This is a genomic window from Arthrobacter sp. CAN_A214 (assembly GCF_015751955.1).
In the GTDB taxonomy this organism is placed as follows: domain Bacteria; phylum Actinomycetota; class Actinomycetes; order Actinomycetales; family Micrococcaceae; genus Arthrobacter_D.
Genome location: NZ_JADOUU010000002.1, coordinates 40,408 through 61,252, shown reverse-complemented (window position 1 = coordinate 61,252; position 20,845 = coordinate 40,408). Strand labels below are relative to the sequence as shown.

The 20,845-nt window shown below is 66.0% G+C and carries 16 protein-coding genes and 1 tRNA gene; 6 read left to right on the top strand and 11 right to left on the bottom strand.

The window, feature by feature from the left end:
* Nucleotides 1-101 precede the first annotated feature (101 nt).
* Together IWX65_RS02135 and IWX65_RS02130 are read left to right on the top strand one after the other, a co-directional pair.
* A complete protein-coding gene (locus tag IWX65_RS02135; RefSeq protein ID WP_196880828.1) occupies nucleotides 102-524 on the top strand; it encodes a DUF7793 family protein in 423 nt (140 codons plus the stop codon).
* Complete coding sequence (locus tag IWX65_RS02130; protein ID WP_196880827.1) at nucleotides 514-2,064, top strand: putative bifunctional diguanylate cyclase/phosphodiesterase; 1,551 nt, start codon at nucleotides 514-516, stop codon at nucleotides 2,062-2,064. Before IWX65_RS02135 ends, IWX65_RS02130 begins: the two co-directional genes overlap by 11 nt.
* A gap of 192 nt (nucleotides 2,065-2,256) precedes the next feature.
* Here IWX65_RS02130 and IWX65_RS02125 read toward each other — a convergent pair whose 3' ends face one another.
* Together IWX65_RS02125 and IWX65_RS02120 are read right to left on the bottom strand one after the other, a co-directional pair.
* Entirely contained in the window at nucleotides 2,257-3,363 is a 1,107-nt protein-coding gene (locus tag IWX65_RS02125) for a branched-chain amino acid aminotransferase (RefSeq protein ID WP_196880826.1), read from the bottom strand.
* A 42-nt stretch (nucleotides 3,364-3,405) separates the two neighbouring features.
* Nucleotides 3,406-4,479 (bottom strand): 3-isopropylmalate dehydrogenase, encoded by a 1,074-nt coding sequence (locus IWX65_RS02120; RefSeq protein WP_196880825.1) that lies wholly within the window; start codon nucleotides 4,477-4,479, stop codon nucleotides 3,406-3,408.
* A gap of 141 nt (nucleotides 4,480-4,620) precedes the next feature.
* On the opposite strand from IWX65_RS02120, the gene IWX65_RS02115 reads away from it, so the two are divergent.
* Nucleotides 4,621-5,163 (top strand): hypothetical protein, encoded by a 543-nt coding sequence (locus tag IWX65_RS02115; protein WP_196880824.1) that lies wholly within the window; start codon nucleotides 4,621-4,623, stop codon nucleotides 5,161-5,163.
* Nucleotides 5,164-5,204: 41 nt separating this feature from the next.
* Here IWX65_RS02115 and metG read toward each other — a convergent pair whose 3' ends face one another.
* From metG to ilvD, 7 genes are all read right to left on the bottom strand, one after another.
* The gene (gene metG, locus IWX65_RS02110) at nucleotides 5,205-6,779 is read right to left on the bottom strand and encodes a methionine--tRNA ligase (protein ID WP_196880823.1); all 1,575 of its coding nucleotides are present in this window, start codon (nucleotides 6,777-6,779) and stop codon (nucleotides 5,205-5,207) included.
* Between the two features lie 52 nt (nucleotides 6,780-6,831).
* Nucleotides 6,832-7,764: an acetamidase/formamidase family protein gene (locus IWX65_RS02105; protein ID WP_196880822.1), complete on the bottom strand. Its 933-nt coding sequence runs from the start codon at nucleotides 7,762-7,764 to the stop codon at nucleotides 6,832-6,834.
* A 16-nt stretch (nucleotides 7,765-7,780) separates the two neighbouring features.
* Complete coding sequence (gene serA, locus IWX65_RS02100) at nucleotides 7,781-9,373, bottom strand: phosphoglycerate dehydrogenase (RefSeq protein WP_196880821.1); 1,593 nt, start codon at nucleotides 9,371-9,373, stop codon at nucleotides 7,781-7,783.
* 95 nt (nucleotides 9,374-9,468) lie between these two features.
* Entirely contained in the window at nucleotides 9,469-10,494 is a 1,026-nt protein-coding gene (ilvC, locus tag IWX65_RS02095) for a ketol-acid reductoisomerase (RefSeq protein WP_196821308.1), read from the bottom strand.
* Between the two features lie 77 nt (nucleotides 10,495-10,571).
* Entirely contained in the window at nucleotides 10,572-11,084 is a 513-nt protein-coding gene (gene ilvN, locus IWX65_RS02090; protein WP_196880820.1) for an acetolactate synthase small subunit, read from the bottom strand.
* Nucleotides 11,085-11,086: 2 nt separating this feature from the next.
* On the bottom strand, nucleotides 11,087-12,982 hold the full coding sequence (locus IWX65_RS02085; protein WP_196880819.1) for an acetolactate synthase large subunit: 1,896 nt from the start codon (nucleotides 12,980-12,982) through the stop codon (nucleotides 11,087-11,089).
* Between the two features lie 297 nt (nucleotides 12,983-13,279).
* Nucleotides 13,280-14,983 (bottom strand): dihydroxy-acid dehydratase, encoded by a 1,704-nt coding sequence (gene ilvD / locus IWX65_RS02080; RefSeq protein WP_196880818.1) that lies wholly within the window; start codon nucleotides 14,981-14,983, stop codon nucleotides 13,280-13,282.
* Nucleotides 14,984-15,168: 185 nt separating this feature from the next.
* Here ilvD and IWX65_RS02075 point away from each other — a divergent pair, with 185 nt between their 5' ends.
* Nucleotides 15,169-15,642 (top strand): hypothetical protein, encoded by a 474-nt coding sequence (locus IWX65_RS02075; RefSeq protein WP_196880817.1) that lies wholly within the window; start codon nucleotides 15,169-15,171, stop codon nucleotides 15,640-15,642.
* Between the two features lie 87 nt (nucleotides 15,643-15,729).
* Here the strand turns inward: IWX65_RS02075 and IWX65_RS02070 are convergent, their stop codons facing one another.
* Entirely contained in the window at nucleotides 15,730-16,704 is a 975-nt protein-coding gene (locus tag IWX65_RS02070) for a 2-hydroxyacid dehydrogenase (protein WP_196880816.1), read from the bottom strand.
* A 115-nt stretch (nucleotides 16,705-16,819) separates the two neighbouring features.
* Between IWX65_RS02070 and IWX65_RS02065 the strand changes: the two genes are divergently transcribed.
* A complete protein-coding gene (locus tag IWX65_RS02065) occupies nucleotides 16,820-18,016 on the top strand; it encodes a PQQ-dependent sugar dehydrogenase (protein WP_196880815.1) in 1,197 nt (398 codons plus the stop codon).
* A 93-nt stretch (nucleotides 18,017-18,109) separates the two neighbouring features.
* Nucleotides 18,110-18,182: transfer RNA gene (locus IWX65_RS02060), tRNA-Lys, on the top strand.
* Between the two features lie 239 nt (nucleotides 18,183-18,421).
* Here IWX65_RS02060 and IWX65_RS02055 read toward each other — a convergent pair.
* Nucleotides 18,422-20,581, bottom strand: a complete 2,160-nt coding sequence (locus tag IWX65_RS02055; RefSeq protein WP_196880814.1) for a hypothetical protein — start codon at nucleotides 20,579-20,581, stop codon at nucleotides 18,422-18,424.
* Nucleotides 20,582-20,845 lie beyond the last annotated feature (264 nt).

Sequence of the window (20,845 nt, the reverse complement as noted above, 5' to 3'; positions counted from 1 at the left end):
GCGGCTCGGCCCTTCCGCGCGAGGAGCTTTCCCGGCCCGGTCCCACGAGCAGGACATCCTCGAATGACAGGACGCGTACGCGTATGCGGAACGAACCATCCGTGGAGGCCCGCACGGCCGGTGGCAGCGATGCGCCTGCCGGGAAGCGTCCGGATCCGGGGGCGGCCGCTGACGCCGATGGCATCATCGTTCTGTCACTGCCCGCCGGGGAGCACATCACCCAGGCCGTAGCCGAGCGAAAGGCCAGGGAGGCGCGGAAACTGGCCGGCGGCGTGGCGCGGCCGCTGCTCATCGACATCAGCGGCGTGCTGTCGATCGACCGTGCAGCGCGGTCCGTGATGGGAAATGCCAGCATCTCCACCGCGATCGCCCTGCTGGGATCCAGCCCGGTGGACCGGGTGATCGGCAACTTCCTGCTGGGCGGCCGGCAGCCGTCGTGCCCTGTCGAATTCTTCTCCTCGGAAGGCGAGGCGCTTGCGTGGCTCTCGGGATTTCGAAGGTACCCTGAGTCGAATGAGCGCTGACAACAAGGACCCGCGGCTGGCCGTTCTCGTGGACAGCATTGTGCGGCTCTCGCGAGGGGAACTCAGCAGCCGTATTGAACCCTCGTCGGCGCGTGACGAGGTGGACGCCGTCATTACCGGGGTCAACCTCCTCGCCGAGGAACTCGAGCAGGTGTACGACCAGTTCGAGAGAAGGGTGGAGAGCCGCACCGCGATGCTTCGGCAGGCGCACCTCGACCTGATGAAGATGGCGATGTCGGATGCCCTGACCGGACTCGCGAACCGCGTTGCACTGATGGACGGGATCGAGACCGCCCTCGCGGGAGCACAGGCAGGCGCGCTGCCACCCGCGCTGATCCTCCTGGACCTTGATTCCTTCAAGACCGTCAATGACCGCTTCGGGCACGACGCCGGTGACCGTGTACTGCAAGAGGTGGCCGCGCGCCTCAATGGCGTGGTCCGCGAGAGCGACATGGTGGCGCGCCTCGGGGGCGACGAGTTCGCCATCCTCCTGCCCGAGGTCACCATGGACGTCGCGATGCAGGTGGCGCGCCGTGCACTGCAGGTGCTCGGGGAGCAGATCCAGCTCGATCATCTGTACATCCACTCCCGGGCCAGCATCGGCGTGCGTCTCGGTGATCCGGGGCAGAACGCTGACGCGCTCCTGCTGGACGCGGACACCGCCATGTATGCCGCCAAGCGCGAGGGCCGGAGCATCATCAAGGTCTTCGAGCCGCTGATGCTGTACACGCGCCAGCTGCGGAGCCAGATGGCCACCGAACTGCGTGGTGCCATCACCTCCAACGAACTGGTTCTCCACTATCAGCCGGTGGTCGAGCTTGCGACGAACCGCGTCCTCGGCGTCGAGGTACTGGTCCGCTGGCAACATCCCGTCCGCGGATTGATCCCCCCGGATACCTTCATCCCGCTTGCAGAGGAGATCGGGGCGATCCACGATCTCGACCGCTGGGTGATGCTGACGTCCCTGCGGCAGCTTGCGGAGTGGAGGCGGACGCTGCCCCTCGATGACGACTTCCAGCTGAGGGTGAACCTCTCCGCCGTCGAGCTGAAGCAGCTCGACCTGGTGGACCATGTCCGCTCACTCCTGCGCGACCTCGGGGTTCCGGCGCAGTGCCTGGTCATCGAGATCACCGAGACTGCCATCGTCACACGCGGTGAAGTGGAGATGTATTCGCTGCTTAGCCTGCAGAAGCTGGGCGTCGGCATCGAGATCGACGACTTCGGGACCGGGTACTCCTCCATCAGCTACCTGCGTGAGCTTCCGGTCAGCATGGTGAAGGTGGACCGCTCGCTGCTGGTCGACCTGGACCACCGGCCCGGGCAACTCGAATTCGTCGCAGCAATCCTCCAGCTCATCCGCGCAGCCGGCCTCGAAGCGGTCTTCGAGGGTATCGAGACGAAGGAACAGGCCGACCAGCTGCGTGAGCTGGGGTGCGCCAGCGGCCAGGGTTACTACTTCAGCAGGCCCCTTCCGGCTCCGGCAGCTACCGAACTGCTGACGGCCAGCAAGTTCCTCAAGGTGACCGTCGACGCCCCCTAGGATTTGGTCGCTGAGTCCTTCATACGGAACTGGCGCAGATTCGGCGGGTGCCGCCGTCGTCCTCCCGCCGTTCCTGCATCACTTTGCTTGGGTGTACGACGGAGAGTTTTGGGTGTACGACGGATAGTGGAGGCATTGACGACAGAAGGCGCCGGCGATGACCCGCCGACGCCTTCCTTCTGGGGCCAGCTGCTAGACGAGCCGGGTCAGCCAGCCGTGCGTGTCCTCACTGGCGCCCGTCTGGATGCCGAGAAGCTGGCTGCGGATCGACATGGTGACCTCCCCGGCGGCCGAGTCTGGCGCACCGATCACCTCGTCGCCGTCCCGCAGGGAACCGATCGGGGTGATGACGGCGGCCGTGCCGCAGGCGAACACTTCGGTGATGTCGCCCGACTTCACGCCGTCGCGCCATTCGTCAAGGGTGATCTTGCGTTCGGTCACGTTCATGCCGCGGTCACGGCCGAGCTGGATCACCGAGGAACGCGTTACTCCCTCGAGGATGGTTCCGGACAGGGCGGGCGTCACCAGTGAACCGTCCCTGAAAACGAAGAAGACGTTCATTCCGCCTAGTTCCTCGATGGCGTTGTCATTGAACTGGTCGAGGAACAACACCTGCTTGCAGTCGTGCGCCTCGGCCTCGAGCTGGGCTGCGAGCGAGGAGGCATAGTTTCCGCCGGCCTTGGCGGCACCGGTCCCGCCACGCCCTGCACGCGCGTAGTTCCGGGACACCCAGATGGCTACGGGCCTGACTTCGCCGCCGAAGTAGTTCCCGGCAGGTGAGGCGATCACCCGGAAGGTCACTTCGCGGGCCGGCCGCACTCCGAGGAACGCCTCGGTGGCGATCATGAAGGGCCGCAGGTAGAGGCTCTCGCCGTCGCCCGAGGGAATCCAGGCCTGGTCCGCGTTCACGAGCTGCCGCAGGGACTCGAGGAACAGTTCCTCGGGAAGCTGCGGCAGGGCCAGCCGGACAGCAGACCGGTTGAGCCTTGCGGCATTCGCCTCGGCTCGGAAGGTCCACACCGACCCGTCGGCGTGGCGGTAGGCCTTCATGCCCTCGAAGATCTCCTGGCCGTAGTGGAGAACTGCGGCTGCCGGGTCGAGCGCAATGGGTCCGTAAGGCTCCAGCCGCGGGCTGTGCCAGCCGCCTTCGCCCGCCTCGTTGACTGCGAAGTCAACTACCGTGGTGTGGTCGGTGAAGTAATTTCCGAAGCCCGGGTTGGCAAGGATGGCACTGCGCTGTTCAGGCGTTGCGGCGCTTGTGGAAAGATTCTGGGCAAACTCCAGCTCCGTGGCTGTCATGATTCCTCCGGGCAAACTTTCGGTTAGTGATCACTCACCAGCTTAGGACACAGCGGCGGCAATAGCATCGCCTACCGCGGCTGTGCTCCGGATGCGTCCGTCGCGACCGGCGATGTCCTTCTCGACCGCCTCTTCCACCCGCGCAGCGGCGTCCTCGTGTCCGAGGTGCCGCAGCAGCAGGGCAGCCGAAAGGATAGCGGCAGTGGGGTCTGCTTTCTGCTGCCCGGCAATGTCCGGCGCGGACCCGTGAACGGGCTCGAACATGGACGGCGCTGTGCGGTCCATGTTGAGGTTGCCGGAAGCAGCCAGCCCGATGCCCCCGGTCACCGCCGCCGCCAGGTCCGTGATGATGTCGCCGAAGAGATTGTCAGTCACGATGACGTCGAAGCGGGCCGGGTCGCTCACGAGGAAGATCATGGCGGCATCGACGTGGAGGTAGTCATGGGTGACGCCGGGAAACTCCTCCGCAACCGCTTCGACAGTCCGCTTCCACAGATGGCCCGCGTAGACGAGGACGTTGTGCTTGTGCACCAGAGTGAGCTTTTTGCGGGGCCGCCCGCTGGCCCTCCGGAATGCATCCCGGACCACGCGCTCCACACCGTGCGCGGTGTTGAGGGAAACCTCGGTGGCGATCTCGTGGCTGGTGCCGCCGCGCAGCGTTCCACCGTTGCCGACGTAGGGCCCCTCGGTGCCCTCGCGCACTACGAGGAAGTCGATCTCGCCAGGATTGGCGAGCGTGCTGGCTACGCCGGGATAGAGGCGGGAGGGCCGCAGGTTCACGTAGTGATCGAACGAGAAGCGCAGTTTCAGCAGCATTTCCCGCTCGATGAGGCCTGAGGGGATGCGGGTGTCTCCAGGAGCGGCCCCGACGGCACCGAAGAGGATGGCGTCGTGCTGACGAAGCTTCGCGAGGGTCTCATCGGGGAGCGTCTCCCCCGTGGCGAGCCAATGTTCGGCACCGAGGTTGTAGTGCGTCGGCGTCACCTCCACGTCCCCGGCCGTGACGGCCCGCAGTACCTTGAGCGCCTCCGCCGTTACTTCGGGGCCGATGCCGTCCCCTGGAATGACTGCGAGGTCGATGGCGGAGCCGGAGCCCTGGTACGTTGATTTGCTCATTCCCCAAGATTAGGGAAACGTCCGTCTGCTGGACAAACCGTCTCAGTTAGTGGATAACTCTTTCTGGCGGTGGCACCGTGTCCCCGCCGTCGGCTAGCGTAGCGCAGCAGAACATCGACGCATCATTGAAGGGAACCAGGAATGAAACAGAGATCCGAACCTGCTGACGGTACTGCAGGGCGCATCGATCGGGAGACGTTGAACTCCTACCTTGACATGCACCTTTTCGGCGCGACGAACGGTGTCCGGCTGTTCGAGGCGGCCGCACGCTCGTGGGTCGACACGAAGCACGGCCACGTCATCGCGGGTCTCGAGAAGGACATCGCTGGGGAGCGCCGGCAGCTTCGGCGCGTGATCGAGCGGTCCGGGCACCGACCGGGGCGGATCAAGATGTTCGTCGCCCATGTCATGGCGAGGCTGGCCGAGGTGAATCCCGTCAATCCTTTGCGCCGGAAGACCAGCACCGGCGCCCAGCTGGAGCTGGAGTCGCTGCTGTCCCTGCTCCGCGGGAAAGAATCCCTCTGGGAGACGCTGATCGCCCTCCGCTCCATTGATCCCTCGGCGGATGGGCTTGAATTCAGCGACGAGGAGCTGCAGCAGCTTCTGAAGGAAGCCCGCGAACAGCAGTCCCGAATCGCCGAAGTCATCAGCAGCACCGCCGCGGACCGCTTCCTCAAAAGCTGAAGCGCCCCTCGGGCCAGTAATTCAGGCCGGCTGAAGCATCCTCAGCCGGCTTCGGGCTCCCCCGCGTACTTGGGGAACACCGGAACAGGTGCGGGCAGTTCGGTTCCGGGCACCAGCGGAGTTCCGATCGCCGCGAAGGTGCGCAGGGCGTCGTCGTCCGCCGTTCCCTGGCCCAACGCGGTCAGGAGCTGTGCTGCACCGCCGGGCATCACCGGCTGAGCCAGGATCGAGACGATGCGGAGGACTTCGAGGGTGACGTACAGCACCGTCTCCATCCGTGCCGGATCGGTTTTGCGGAGGACCCAGGGCTGCTGGTCGGCGAAGTAGGCATTGGTGTCTCCGAGCACCTTCCACACGGCCTCCAGGGCCCGGGAGAACTCCTGCTTCTCGAACGCGGTCCTGCAGGTTTCCAGCAGGCCGGCCGCCTGGGCGAGGATCGCGGTGTCGGCGGCGTCCAGCGCACCCCGTCGGGGAGCCCTGCCCCCGCAATTCTTCGCGACCATGGAAAGGGACCGCTGGGCGAGGTTGCCGTAATTGTTCGCGAGGTCCGCATCCATCCGGCCCACGACGGCGTCGTGGTTGTAGGAGCCGTCCGCGCCGAAGGGCACCTCACGCAGGAGGAAGAACCGGACCTGGTCGAGACCGTACTGGTCCACCCAGTCCTGGGGCGCCACGGTGTTGCCGAGCGACTTGGACATCTTGACGCCCTTGTTGTGCAGGTGCCCGTGGATCATGATGCGCCTGGGCAGTTCGAGCTGCGCGGACATCAGGAAGGCCGGCCAGTAGATGGCATGGAAGCGTGAGATGTCCTTGCCGATCACGTGGATGTCGGCGGGCCAGTACTTCCGGAACGCTTCGGACTCGGTGTCCGGGAACCCGGCCCCGGTCAGGTAGTTGGTGAGGGCATCGACCCAGACGTACATGACGTGGCGCTCGTTGCCCGGTACCGGCACACCCCAGTCGAAGGTGGTGCGGCTGATGGAAAGGTCCTCGAGTCCGCGCTTCACGAAACTGATGACCTCGTTGAAACGGGACTGCGGCGCACCGAACTCCGGCTGCTCCTCGTACAGGGCGAGGAGCTTGTCCTGGTAGGCGGACAACCGGAAGAAGTAGCTCTCCTCCTCCGTCCAGGTGACTTCGGTGTCGGTCTCCGTGGCGTACCGGAGGCCGTCAGCGCGGACTTCGGTATCGTCCTCGACCCAGAACGCTTCGTCGCGTACCGAGTACCAGCCTGAGTACTTGTCGAGGTAGATGTCGCCGGAGGCTTCCATCCGGCGCCAGATCTCGGTTGCGGCAGCATAGTGGTCCGCGTCGGTGGTGCGGATGAACCGGCTGTAGGAGGAACCGACGACGTCGTTCATGGTCTGGAAGGACCGCGCGTTGCGCGTGGCGAGCTCGCGCACGGGGACGCCCTCCCGATCAGCCGTCTGCTGCATCTTCAGGCCATGCTCGTCAGTGCCGGTGAGGAACAGGACGTCATACCCGTCGAGGCGCTTGAAGCGGGCCATGGTGTCAGTTGCGATCGCCTCGTAGGCGTGCCCGATGTGCGGCACGCCGTTGGGGTAGGAGATGGCGGTGGTGATGTAGAAGGGGGGCTGGGCGCCTGAGGAAGTCACCCTACGAAATTACCCTGTCCAGGCGGGCATCGCCGATTGTTGCCCGCCGGCGTCAGCGGTTCCGAACGACGGCGTCATCGGCAAGGACCGCGTGTACTCCCCAGGTCTCGTTGGCGATCTGGGTGATGCGGAGGTCCACCACCGAACTTGCGAGGGCCAGGGCGTGCGTCCGCGACAGGCCCAGCAGCGCCTGCAGCCAGGTGAGCATCGCACCGAGCGCCTCGGCGGTTGCCGCATTGAGATCGGCATTGAAGCCGAAGGTGATGCGGGCCCCGGGCGTCACGGCGTGGATTGCCTGGAGGGGCGGGTTCGGCTCGAGGCCGAGGACGAGCCGGGAGGTCATGGGACATTCGATGGCGGTGCCACCCACTTCGCCGTCACCCTGTGCCGCGTGGCCGTCGCCCACGCTGAGGAGGGCTCCGGGGACTGTCACGGGGAGGAACAGCGTCGAGCCCGCCACCAGCTCCCGGCAGTCGATGTTTCCACCGCCCGCCGCGCGGGGAGGGGTGGTGGAGAACTCCCCGGCTTCGGGCTGCGGCATGCCGACGACGCCGAGGAAGGGCCTCAGCTGAACCGTGTGGCCGAACTGGTTCGTCCCGGTTCTCCGCTCCCGGTCCAGTTCCCACAGGAGCCATTCGGGCTCACCTCCCGCGACTCCCAGCGACCGCGTGAAGGCGTCGTCGCGCCGCCCTGCCACGGTGAAGCCCCAGCCGCCGGGGGTGAGCGCTTCGAAGTGGACGGACAGCATGTCCCCCGGTTGCGCGCCGCGCACCTCGATGGGACCGGTGAGGCAGTGGCCCCGCCGGTCGGTGAACATCAGCGGACGCACCTCACCGGGGAAGGACTGAGGCTCCAGGTGACCGGAGGCATCGAGGGACTCCACCACCACCGTGTCGCCGGGATCCACTGCCAGCACTGCCGGGGTGTCACGCGAGAAGACCTGGGTGACGGTGCCGGGGCGCACCTCGAGCTGGTGAATGGTCATCGCCGTCCTTTCGGATTCAGTCGTGCAGGTCCACTTCGCGGGCCACGCTCGCGCCGATCTCGGTCCGGATGGCGTCGAGCACCTCCTGGGGCACCGAACTGTCGACCGTGAGGAGGGACAGCGCCTGTCCGCCCTCGTTGTTCCGGGCCACCTGCATTCCGGCGATGTTGATGTTCCGTTCACCGAGGAGGCGGCCGAGCGTCCCGATCACGCCGGGGCGGTCGGCGTACAGGATCACCAGGAGGTGCTCGCTGATGGGGATTTCGAGGTCGTAACCGTTGACACCCACGAGCTTCTCGATCTGCTTCGGGCCCGTGAGGGTGCCGGCCACCGAGATCTGCGTGCCGTCGGACAGCGCCCCCCGCAGCCGGAGCACGTTCCGGTACTCCTCCGACTCGGAGGTGGTGATGAGCCGCGTGCTGATGCCACGCTGCTCCGCCAGCAGCGGCGCGTTGACGTAGGACACCTGCTCCGAGACGACGTCGGTGAAGACCCCCTTGAGTGCCGCCAGCTCAAGCGCCTTCACATCGAGCGAGGCGATCTCGCCGGCCACCTCGATCTCGACCGAGGTGAGCGAGTCGTGGGTCAGCGCGGTGAAGATACGCCCCAGCTTCTCCATCAGCGGGATACCGGGACGCACCTTCGGATCGATCACTCCGCCAGCCACGTTGACGGCGTCGGGCACCAGTTCACCAGCCAGGGCGAGCCGCACCGATTTCGCCACGGAGATGCCGGCCTTCTCCTGTGCCTCTTCGGTGGACGCTCCGAGGTGGGGAGTCACCACCACGTTGTCCAGGGCGAAGAACGGGAGGTCGGTGCTCGGCTCGGAGAGGAACACGTCGATGCCGGCGCCTGCGATCTGTCCCTCGGTCAACGCGGTGTGCAGGGCTGCTTCATCCACGAGCCCGCCGCGCGCCACGTTGACCACGTACGCCGTCGTCTTCATCTTCTCGAAGGCCGCGCTTCCGAGCATGCCCAGGGTTTCCGGGGTTTTCGGCATGTGGATGGTAATGAAGTCTGATTCCCTCAGGAGTTCATCGAGGCTCACGAGCCGCACGTTCAGCTGCTGCGCCCGGGCGGAGGTGACGTATGGGTCGTACGCGAGGATCTCGGTACCGAAGCCCTGCATGCGCTCGGCGACAAGTGCGCCGATGCGGCCGAGGCCGATGATGCCGATCTTCTTCTCATACAGCTCGATGCCCGAGTACTTCGACCGCTTCCACTCCCCCGCCTTCAGTGCCCCGCTGGCCTGCGGAATGTTCCGCGCAAGGCTGAGGATGTGACCCACCGTCAGCTCAGCTGCCGAGACGATGTTCGACGTCGGCGCGTTGACCACCATGACGCCGGCGCTTGTCGCGGCCTTGATATCGACGTTGTCGAGGCCGACTCCGGCACGCGCGATGACCTTCAGCTTCGGCGCCGCTGCGATGGCTTCGGCGTCCATCCGCGTTGCTGAGCGCACCAGCACGGCGTCGACGTCGGCGAGGGCCGCGAGCAGTTTGGAGCGGTCCGCCCCGTCCGTGGTGCGGATATCGAAGTCCGGTCCGAGCGCCTCGACGGTGGCAGGTGAAAGTTCCTCTGCGAGCAGGACGACAGGTTTTGGGTTCACTGGAAAAAGATCCTTGCAGCTGGTGGGATGAGAACGGGAATACACCCTGACAGGGCGCACCGTCCGGCGCGCCCTGTCGGTTGTGGCTGGTGGTGCTAGCGGGCTACCGAGCCTTCGGTGTAGTCGTCATTCGTCTTGATCCAGGAGAACAGCTTTCGCAGTTCGCGCCCCGTGCTCTCGATCGGGTGGTCCTCACCCTTCTTGCGCAGCGCTGTGAACTCGGGAGCACCGGCATCCTGGTCGTCGATGAAGCGCTTGGCGAACGCGCCGTTCTGGATGTCGGCGAGGACGGCCTTCATGTTCTCCTTGACCGACGGGTCGATGACGCGGGGGCCCGACACGTAGTCGCCGTACTCGGCGGTGTCGGAGACGCTCCAGCGCTGCTTGGCGATGCCGCCCTCGACCATCAGGTCGACGATCAGCTTGAGCTCGTGCAGTACCTCGAAGTAGGCGACCTCGGGCTTGTAGCCTGCCTCGGTGAGCGTCTCGAAGCCGTACTGGATGAGCTGCGAGGCGCCGCCGCACAGCACTGCCTGCTCACCGAAGAGGTCGGTTTCGGTCTCTTCGGTGAAGGTGGTCTCGATCACGCCGGCGCGGGTTCCACCGATGGCCTTCGCATAGGAGAGCGCGAGCTCCCTCGCCTTTCCGGACGGGTTCTGCTCGACCGCGATCAGGTCCGGAACGCCGCGCCCGGCCTCGAATTCGCGGCGGACGATGTGGCCCGGGCCCTTCGGCGCGACCAGTGCGACGTCGACGTCGGCCGGTGCCTGGATGTAGCCGTAGCGGACGTTGAAGCCGTGCCCGAAGAACAGGGCGTCGCCGGCCTGCAGGTTCGGCGCGATGTCCTCCTTGTAGACGTGGCGCTGGACCTGGTCCGGGGTGAGCACCATGATGAGGTCGGCTTCGGCGGTTGCCTCGGCGACCGAAAGGACGCGTAGCCCCTCGGCTTCGGCCTTGGCGCGTGACGCCGAGCCCTCCTTCAGGCCTACGCGCACGTCGACGCCGGAATCGCGGAGGCTGAGTGCGTGGGCATGGCCCTGGCTGCCATAGCCGATGACGGCGACGGTGCGTGCCTGGATGATGGAAAGGTCTGCATCGTCGTCATAGAACATCTCGGTCACGGGTGTTTCTCCTCTAGGTGGATGGTGCTGAAAATCGTTACGGTCCTGAATGCTAGTGCGGTGCGGCCCGGGCGGGCTCAGGCGGTGCGCAGGGCGCGGTCGCTCATCGACTTCGCGCCACGGCTGATCGCGAGGGTGCCCGATTGGACGATCTCGCGGACGCCGAACGGCTCGAGGACGGACAGCAGGGCGCTGAGCTTCTCCGGCGTTCCGGTGGCCTCGATGATGAGCGAGTCGGTGGAGACGTCGACCACCGACGCGCGGAACAGGTCGGCCGCCTGGGTCACCTGCAGCCGGGTTGCGGCATCAGCACGGACCTTGACCAGGATGTGGTCACGCTGCACTGACGTCTCGGGAGTCAGCTCAACGATCTTGAGAACGTTGATGAGCTTGTTGAGTTGCTTGGTGACCTGCTCGAGGAGGTCACCCTCAGCCTCGACCACCACGGTGATTCGGGACATGCCCGAGATCTCCGTGGGGCCGACGGCAAGGGAGTTGATGTTGAACGCGCGGCGGGCGAAGAGGCTCGCAACGCGCGTCAGGACGCCCGGAACGTCTTCGACCAGGACGGAAAGCGTATGACGGGCCATGGTTAGTCCTCCTGCTCCCACTGTGGGGTCATGTTCCGGGCGATCTGGATGAGGTCGTTGCTGACGCCCGAGGGCACCATCGGCCAGACCATCGAGTCGCGGCTCACCACGAAGTCGACGACGACGGGGCGGTCATTGATCTCGAGGGCCTGCTGGATGGTGGCGTCGATGTCCTCGTCGCGCTCGCAGCGCAGACCCGCACAGCCGTAGGCATCCGCGAGCTTGACGAAGTCGGGAACCCGCGCGGTGTCGTGGCCGGTGTTGAGGTCGGTGTTGGAGTAGCGGCCCTCGTAGAACAGGGTCTGCCACTGCCGGACCATTCCGAGCGACGAGTTGTTGATGACCGCTACCTTGATGGGGATGTTGTTGATGACGCAGGTGGCGAGTTCCTGGTTGGTCATCTGGAAGCAGCCGTCGCCGTCGATGGCCCAGACCACGCGGTCCGGGTTTCCGACCTTGGCGCCCATGGCCGCGGGCACCGAGTAGCCCATGGTGCCGAGCCCTCCCGAGTTGAGCCAGGAGTCCGGGCGCTCGTACTGGATGAACTGGGCCGCCCACATCTGGTGCTGCCCGACCCCGGCGACGTAGACACCCTCGGGTCCGGTGATCTCACCGATCCGCTTGATGACCTGTTGGGGTGCTGAAAGGCCGTCGTCGGGCTGGACGAAGCCCATGGGATAGGTTTTCCGAAGGTGGTTCAGGGTGCTCCACCACGCGGCGATGTCCGGGGCATCCCCGGCAGCATGCTGGTCCCGCACCGCCTGGGTCAGTTCAGGGATGATCTCCTTGACGGAGCCGACAATCGGGACGTCCGCGGTGCGGTTCTTCGAGATTTCCGCGGGGTCGATGTCCGCGTGGATGACCTTCGCCGCCGGGGCGAAGCTTGAGAGGACGCCGGTGACGCGGTCATCGAACCGAGCTCCGAGCGTGATGAGGAGGTCGGCCTGCTGGAGCGCGGTCACTGCGGAGACCGCTCCGTGCATACCCGGCATGCCCACGTGCTGGTGGTGCGAATCAGGGAAGACGCCGCGGGCCATCAGGGTGGTGACCACCGGAGCGCCGACGAGCTCGGCGAGTTCCTTCAGTTCCGCTGCGGCATGGGCCTTCATGACGCCGCCGCCCACATAGAAGACGGGCCGGGTTGATTTGGCGATCAGCCGTGCCGCCTCACGGACCTGCTTGGAGTGTCCGCGCAGTACCGGCCGGTACCCCTGGAGTTCCACTTTCGGCGGCCACGAGAAGGTCATCGAACCCTGCTGGGCGTCCTTGGCGATATCGACCAGCACTGGGCCGGGGCGACCGGTGGAAGCGATATGGAAGGCCTCTGCAAGGACCCGGGGGATGTCGTCGGGGTTGGTGACCAGGTAGGAGTGCTTGGTGATGGGCATGGTGATGCCCACGATGTCGGCTTCCTGGAACGCATCCGAACCGATGAAGGCGCTGGACACCTGTCCGGTGATGACGACCATGGGAACCGAGTCCATGTGCGCGTCGGCGATCGCCGTAACCAGGTTCGTGGCCCCAGGGCCCGAGGTCACGATGCAGACGCCCGGTTTGCCGGTCACCATTGCGTAGCCCTGGGCTGCGTGGCCGGCACCCTGTTCATGCCGGACGAGGATGTGGCGCAGCTTGGTGGACGCCATCAGCGGATCATAGGTAGGCAGGATGGCTCCGCCCGGAAGTCCGAAGATATCGTCGACGCCGAGCTCTTCGAGGGAGCGGACGATCGCCGCCGATCCGAGCATCTGGATGGGTCCCACGACCTTGTTCGGTCCGCGGACAGCGCTCGGCGGGACGGCAGGCGGCGCTGCATCCCTGCCGGAGGGTGCCGACGGTGCGGCTGGTGCGGCTGGTCTTGCTGCCATCAGCGCAGGGCTGATGGGCGATCCCTTGGACATCGGTAACTTCCTTTGGAACGGTACTGCACGAACTTCCTGGACACTGCGCTTCTGCCGGTTCCAACAAAAAAACCCCTCAGCCCGGTGAGGCTCTGTGAGGGGTTGCGCGTGACGTAAAGTCGACCGGTCGGGCTTTAGGCCACGCGCTGGGTAAGGACGACGACTACGGATACAAGCTGCATACCTGTAGTTTCCACGCACCCGGGAAAGGGTGTCAACTGGCCCCCTGTCCATCTCACATACTGGACAGGGAGTCCAGTTAGTGGACATTAACCCGAGCGGCCGCCATTTCGGCCGCTAACCGCAGTAGGCGCCTTCGGACGCGGAGTGCACGAGCTTGGCGTACTTCGCGAGGACGCCCTTGGTGTAGGTCGCGGGGAGCGGCTCCCAACCGATCTTGCGGCCCTCGAGTTCCGCTTCGTCCACCAGGAGGTCGAAGCTCTTGTTCGGGATGTCGACGCGGATGCGGTCGCCGTCCTTCACGAAGGCGATGGGTCCGCCGTCGACGGCCTCGGGCGCCACGTGCCCGATGCACAGGCCGGTGGTGCCGCCGGAAAAGCGTCCGTCGGTGAGCAGCAGGACGTCCTTTCCGAGGCCCGCGCCCTTGATCGCACCGGTGATTGCGAGCATCTCGCGCATCCCCGGCCCACCCTTGGGTCCCTCATAGCGGATGACGACGACGTCGCCGGCGTGGATACGCCCGGCGTCGAGGGCGTCGAGGGCTCCCTGCTCGCGCTCGAAGACCCGGGCGGTGCCCTCGAAGATGTCTGCATCGAAGCCGGCACTCTTCACGACGGCGCCTTCCGGAGCCAGCGAACCGTGCAGGATGGTGATGCCGCCGGTCCTGTGGACCGGATTGTCGAGTGCGCGGAGGATCTTGCCGTCGAGATCCGGCGGGTTGATTGCCGCGAGGTTCTCGGCCACCGTCTTGCCCGTGACCGTGAGGCAATCGCCGTGGATCAGGCCGGCGTCGAGGAGCGCCCGCATGATCACCGGCACGCCGCCCACCTTGTCGACGTCGGTCATGACATAGCGCCCGAAGGGCTTGAGGTCGCCGAGGTGCGGGACGCGGTCACCGATGCGGTTGAAGTCCTCAAGGGTCAGCTCGACTTCGGCCTCGCGTGCAATCGCCAGCAGGTGCAGCACGGCGTTCGTTGAACCACCGAAAGCCATGGTCACCGCAATGGCGTTCTCGAAGGCCTTGCGCGTCATGATGTCGCGCGCGGTGATGCCGAGGCGAAGCAGGTTCACCACCGCCTCCCCGGACTTCCGCGCGAACTCGTCGCGACGACGGTCGGCCGACGGGGGTGCCGCCGAGCCGGGCAGCGACATTCCGAGGGCTTCGCCGATGCAGGCCATGGTGTTCGCGGTGTACATGCCGCCGCAGGCGCCTTCGCCGGGACAGATCGCCTTTTCGATGCGCGTCAGGTCACCCTCGGACATCTTCCCGGCAGCGCAGGCGCCCACCGCCTCGAAGGCGTCGATGAGCGTGACTTCCTTCTCAGTGCCGTCCTCGAGCTTGACCCAACCGGGCATGATCGTGCCGGCGTAAAGGAAAACGCTGGCGAGGTCCAGCCGGGCGGCGGCCATCAGCATGCCGGGCAGCGATTTGTCACAGCCGGCCAGGAGTACCGAGCCGTCGATCCGTTCGGCTTCCATGACGGTTTCAACCGAATCGGCGATGACCTCGCGTGAAACGAGCGAAAAGTGCATGCCCTGGTGGCCCATGGAGATGCCGTCGGACACGGAGATGGTGCCGAACTGCATGGGGAACCCGCCGCCGGCGTGAACGCCCTCCTTGGCACCCTGCGCCAGCCGGTTGAGGGACAGGTTGCAGGGCGTGATCTCGTTCCAGGAGCTGGCGACGCCGATCTGCGGCTTCGCGAAATCGTCGTCGCCCATTCCGATCGCCCGGAACATCCCGCGTGCAGGCGCCGCATGGATTCCGTCGGTTACTACTCGGCTTCTCGGTTTGATGTCAGGAGTTGTTTCCACGCTCATGGGTCAAAGTCTAGGCCCACAGGCGCCCCCCGCCGTGCTCTATGACCCCGCTGTTACTCGTTGGAAGGGGTCGAAAGGGCCCGGGCGGTACAGTGGAAATCCGGGGGCCGGCACTTAGGTGGCCACCGGCTGTGCGCCCAGCACTTCATGCGAACCTGCTGGTATCCCTACCTTGATGGCGTGATATGACTTCCGACGAGGCCGGCGGCCGATTCGAACAACTGCACGGAGGACGTGGCCTGAAGAACGCCCTGCGGCGCGTCTTCGACACGCAGATCCCCAATTACGGCGACTACAACCTGGTATTCGCATCGCATGAGCGGGAGGGAGGCGAGCTTCGGCCTCCCCTCAACGCTGTGGGTTCCTATGTGCTCGGCTACCGCTGGCAGCCTGCCGAAATCATGATGGCGCCCGTTGACGTGGCAAGCGTCACCGGAGCCGGAATCCCGGTCGAGGTCAATATGACCAACCTCGCGCACGCGCTGCAGTGGAATGACGGCAGCTACGAGGTGGGCACGAGCACCGGCCGCATCTTCCGGTTCCGGGTCCGTCCGCAACCCACACTCGACGTCGGGCCGGGTAACGCACTCGTGCTCGAACAGGATGAGGACGTGATCGACTTCGACGCCTTCATGGAGGCGTTCATCGCGATGGCTTAGGTGCATCGGCCCAGGTTCATCAGCCCAGGATGAAGCCGTTCGGCGGCAGTGGTCAGTCTTCGGCCGTGGATCAGTCAGCGGCCGGGGTCAGACTTCGGCCCACGGACCGGCCTGTACCAGGTTGACGGGCGCCCCGCCCTCTCCCAGCAGCCGGATCTGCTGGTCGAGCAGCCGAACGATCCGCGGCCAGAAAGCACCGGTGTTGCCTCCGACGTGCGGGGTGATGATTGCACCCTCCTGCTTCCACAGAAGATGGTCCGGCGGCAGCGGTTCGGGATCGACGACGTCGATCGCGGCCCGCAGCCGCCCTGCTGCCACCTCCTGGGTCAGTGCGTCGGTATCGACCACTGCTCCCCGAGCCACGTTGACGAGCAGCGCACCGTCCGGCATGGCAGCCAGGATCTCCCGGCTGATCAGGCCGCGCGTGGCGTCGCTGAGCGGGGTGATCACGATGATGACGTCGTGGTGCGGGGCAAGGGCAGCGAGTGCCGAAGAGGCATGGACATGGCCGGAGGCGTCGTCGCGCGCCGTACTTCCCACCCTCGTCAGGACCACCTCGAACGGCTCGAGGCGCCGCTGGATCTCGACGCCGATGCCGCCGACCCCGACGAGCAGGACGCGGCGGTCCGCGAGTCCGGCATACCGATGGGACTTCCAGACGCCCCGCTGCTGGTTGCGGACGGCGACGTCGATGCCCCGCAGCGAGGCGATGGCAAGCCCGACGGCCAGCTCGGCGGTGGCTGCGGCATGCACGCCTGCCGCGGTGGCGATCGCAGTACCGGAGGACACGAGCGCCGGCACACCGTCATAACCGGTGGACTGGGTCTGCACCAGTGTCAGGTTTGGCACGCTGGCCAGCGCCGGTCCCGGATCAGCGCCGCCCCCGTAGGGAAGGACGACGGCGTCGATGGTGCCGCGCGCTGTGGCCTCGGGTTCGGAGCCCAGATCCCAGTGGACGACGTCGATGTTCGGACTGGAGTCCACGAGCGCGTCCCGCAATTCGACGGTAGGAACGGTGAGCGTGGCGACGGGGCGGCTCGATGACCGGAGGCGGTGCTGCATGCGCCAAGCCTAGTTGGAGGAAGCCGGGACGGCGTGCCGCACTCCCCGATCGGGAAGGTTTCCTCGTGTATCGGACTTCTGGACTCTCCGGCAGGCTGCCCGTAGGGTCGGAACCATGCTTGGCGAAAGGATTCCTCCCGGCGTCCGCGTGGGTGGTTTCTGCGTGCTCCTCGGACTCCTCGCCGGCTGCTCCGGTGGATCCAGCGCTGAACCGATCTTCCAGGGATCGACTGCACCCGAATCGGCCGTGTCGACGGCACCGGCCGCTCCGGCCGGACCTGCTGCTTCTGCGTCGACGCAAGCTCCCGGAACTGCCTCGGGCGAGGATGTTCCGCCGTCGTCCGCGGGTCCCGCCGTCCTGCCCACGGTGACCTACGACGGCGATGAAGTGACGGGACTCGGCGTGCCCTGGTCCATCGCCGTCCTTCCGGACGGGGCCCTCCTGTTCTCCGACCGGGAGACCGGTGAAGTCACGCGGACGGCGGCCGGTGAGACAACCGTCGTCGGGGGACTGCCCGACGCCGCTGATGCCTCCGGCGAGGGCGGCCTGCTCGGGCTCGCCGTCGCCGAAAATTTCAGCGACGACCCGGTGGTGTACGCGTACTACACCTCCGCCGAAGATAACCGCGTGGTGCGGATGCCGTATGAGGACAATGCTCTGGGTGAGCCCGAGGCCGTCCTGACCGGCATTCCGAGGGGAACCATCCACAACGGCGGAAGGATCGCTTTCGGTCCCGACGGCCGGCTGTACATCGGCACGGGAGATGCCGGCGACGGCCGCAACGCACAGGACACGGACAGCCTGGGCGGAAAGGTGCTTCGACTGTCGCCGGACGGAAGCGTGCCCACCGACAACCCCATCCCCGGCTCCCCGATCTACAGTCTGGGGCATCGCAACGTGCAGGGGCTCGCCTGGGACTCCGAGGAGCGGTTGTGGGCCACGGAATTCGGGCCCGACGTCGACGACGAACTCAACCTGGTGGTTCCGGGCAGCAACTACGGCTGGCCGGAGGTGACGGGCGCGCCGGGCAGGGACGGGTTCGTCGATGCCCAGGTGGTGTGGCCTTCCACCGCGACCTCGTCCCCGAGCGGCATGACGATCATCGATGACACGGCCTACATCGGCGGCTTGCGGGGGCAGCGGTTGTGGCAGGTGCCGCTCGCCGGCGGGCAGGCCGGCAGGCCCGTCAGCCATTTCGACGGCGAGTTCGGACGCCTGAGGGATGTCGCGGAAGGGCCCGACGGCGGCTTGCTCGTCGCCACGAACGAAAACGACGGCCGCGCGCGGATACTTCGGGCAGCGCTCGACTGAGGTGTTCGATTTCGGCTTTCCGGCGCGATGCTGGTAGAGTTTCTTGCTGTTGCGGATGACCAAGTCAGCCGCGAATCGCAGGAAAAATGCCAAGCACCTCTAGCTCAATTGGCAGAGCAATTGACTCTTAATCAATGGGTTTCGGGTTCAAGTCCCGAGGGGTGCACTGCGAAACCCCGTACTTCCAGTCTCGCCGCTGGCAGTGCGGGGTTTTGTTTTGCCCTCCGGCTTTCCGTTCCCGGCGCCAGCGGTCGATCGAATCGAACGACCGCGCGCACCGCACCGCCGTCGAAGTCGGTTGTTGCGGTGCGCGGTGTCCGGGTATAGTCCAACGACTCCTTGAACACTTCCTGTCGGGGCTCATCGTCGGTAAGCAGGACCCTTCGGCGGATCTGCGGACACTGATCAGCGGAAAGTCGCTACTCCTCCGCTTTCTCCGGTCCAGGTGATGTAGCCGCCCTGGTAGTCCTGCCGTACCCCGCCGGCGACGCCGTACTCGTTGGACGTCGGGTACCCCAACCGCCCGTTCTCGAGGCCGACACGGGCGTAGGCTTCGCGGATCCCGCCGAAGGACAGACGGGCGCCGCTGGCCGGTGACCAGAGGATCGCGCCATTCTGGAACGCCTGGTACTTGCCGCCATCTTTCAGGCCGCTGATCACCCCGGAGGTGGGATACCCGAGGAAACCGGCTTGGGAACCATAGGCCTTGTAGGTGTCCAGGATGGGCCCGTTCAGGGTGACCTGCCCGCCGGTCGCGGCCGACCAGAAGATCCCGCCATGTTGGAACTGCTGGTAGGCACCGCCCTTCACCGCGGTTTCCCGACCTGTGGGGTAGCCGAGGCTCCCGTTTTCGGAGCCGCTGCCGACATAGGTGGCTCGCATCCCGCCGAAGACCAGGTGTGCTCCGCCGGCCGGCGACCACATCAGGGTGCCGTTCTGGAACGTCTGGTACTTCCCGCCGTCCTTCAACCCGCTGAGTTCGTTGGAGGTCGGGAAGCCCAGGAACCCGGTCTGCGCTCCGTAGGAATTGTAGGAATCCAGGATGAAACCCTTCAGGGTGACCTGACCGCCGGTGGTGGCCGACCAGAAGATTCCGCCGTGCTGGAACTGCTGGTACGCGCCGCCCGCGATTCCCGCTTCCCTGGCCGTGGGGTAGCCGAGACTCCCGTTTTCGGAGCCGCTGCCGACATAGGTGGCTCGCATCCCGCCGAAGACCAGGTGTGCTCCGTCGGCCGGCGACCACAGGATGGTGCCGTTCTGGAAGGTCTGGTACTTCCCCCCGTCCTTCAGGCCTCCCAATTCACCCGAGGTAGGGAAGCCCATCAAACCGGACTGGAACCCGTAGGCGTAGTAGGTGTCGCGGAGGGGCCCGTGCGGACTGACCTGCCCGCCGGTGGTCGGTGACCAGAAGACTCCGCCGTGCTGGAACTGCTGGTACGAGCCGCCAGCAACGCTCACCTCGTCGGCCGTCGGGTAGCCCAGCGGCCCGGCGGTGGCCCGTGCGCCAACATAGGTGGCATGCATGGCGCCCCTCACAGCGACCGCACCGGCGCCGGACCAGAAGATCGAGCCCCGCTCATAATCCTGGCGCGCACCACCCGGAAGGACGGTCTCACCACCCACCGGCGCGCCGAGCAGGCCTGGAACTCCCGGCTGCCCGTACTTCGCCTCGATCGCAGTGCGGACCGGGACGCTGGATACAGCCGGCGTTGCTGACGAGAACCGATTCACCGGGGCGTATCCGGCCCTGGTGCCGGTCACATTCACTGTCATGGCGCCACCCGCGTCAGCACCGGTCAGCGGATAGGTGGAGCCGGTTGCACCGGCAACAGCCTCGCCTGACCGGTACCACTGGTACTCCAGTGGAATGGGTGCAGGTGTCCACGCTCCGGGAACGGCAGTAAGAACCGACCCCGTCGCTGGAGACCCGGAGATCGTCGGCGCCGCCGAACCGATCGTGCCCGGTGCGATGAGCTTTCCGTCGGACGTCGTCGCTACGGTGGGGTAACCGCTCTTGGAGCCGGTCACCGATACCCGGACGAACTCGTTCACGTCATCGGCAGTGAGTTCGTACGTTCTTCCAGTTGCCCCGGCGATGACGAAGTTGCCACGCAGCCATTGATAGGCGAGGGTGACAGGCGCGGGTCCCCAGGCTCCGGCGTTGGCCGTCAGGGTGGCGTCCATCGTCGGAATTCCGGCGATGATCGGGACCGCCGAGGTGAGGCTTCCGGCAACTGCGGCGGCGGACCGGACCTGGCCGACGTCGCTGACGAGCGGTGGAGGCGTGACCTCTGGTGAAGCTCCTACTTCCGGCGAAGCCGTGACCTGTGGCGACGACGCCACCTCCGGTGAATCCGCCACCGTTGGTAAATCCGCCACCTTTGGTGAGTCCGAATCGTCCGGTGGAGCCGTCACGTCCGGTGAGACGGCAACCAGCGGCGGAGCGGTCGTTTCCGGCGCGGCTTCCACGGCAGCGGCCGGCACGGTGGACAGGGAGCCGGCAAGGAGCGCCACAACCGCGGCGGCCACTGCTCTTCGGGTCAAGCGGCGGGACTGGATTGGCATGCGCATCCTGGAGACTCGTTCCCACGAACAATGGGTGATCAGTGGGGAGGCCGATGCTGTCCCCGCGGGAAGCATAACCGAGGAACTCCTGTTACCAAAGGTGCGAATGTGAAAGCAGCGCTTAAAGCTTCCTCCGGCCCGGGTCACGGGAACCGTTGCTACGGCTTCCCGCACCGCAACCGGCATGCTCCCGTCAGAAGTTATCTACCCCGTCGACAGTGCGACAGTGCGACACTGCAACGGCGCGGCAGCACGCCTGATACT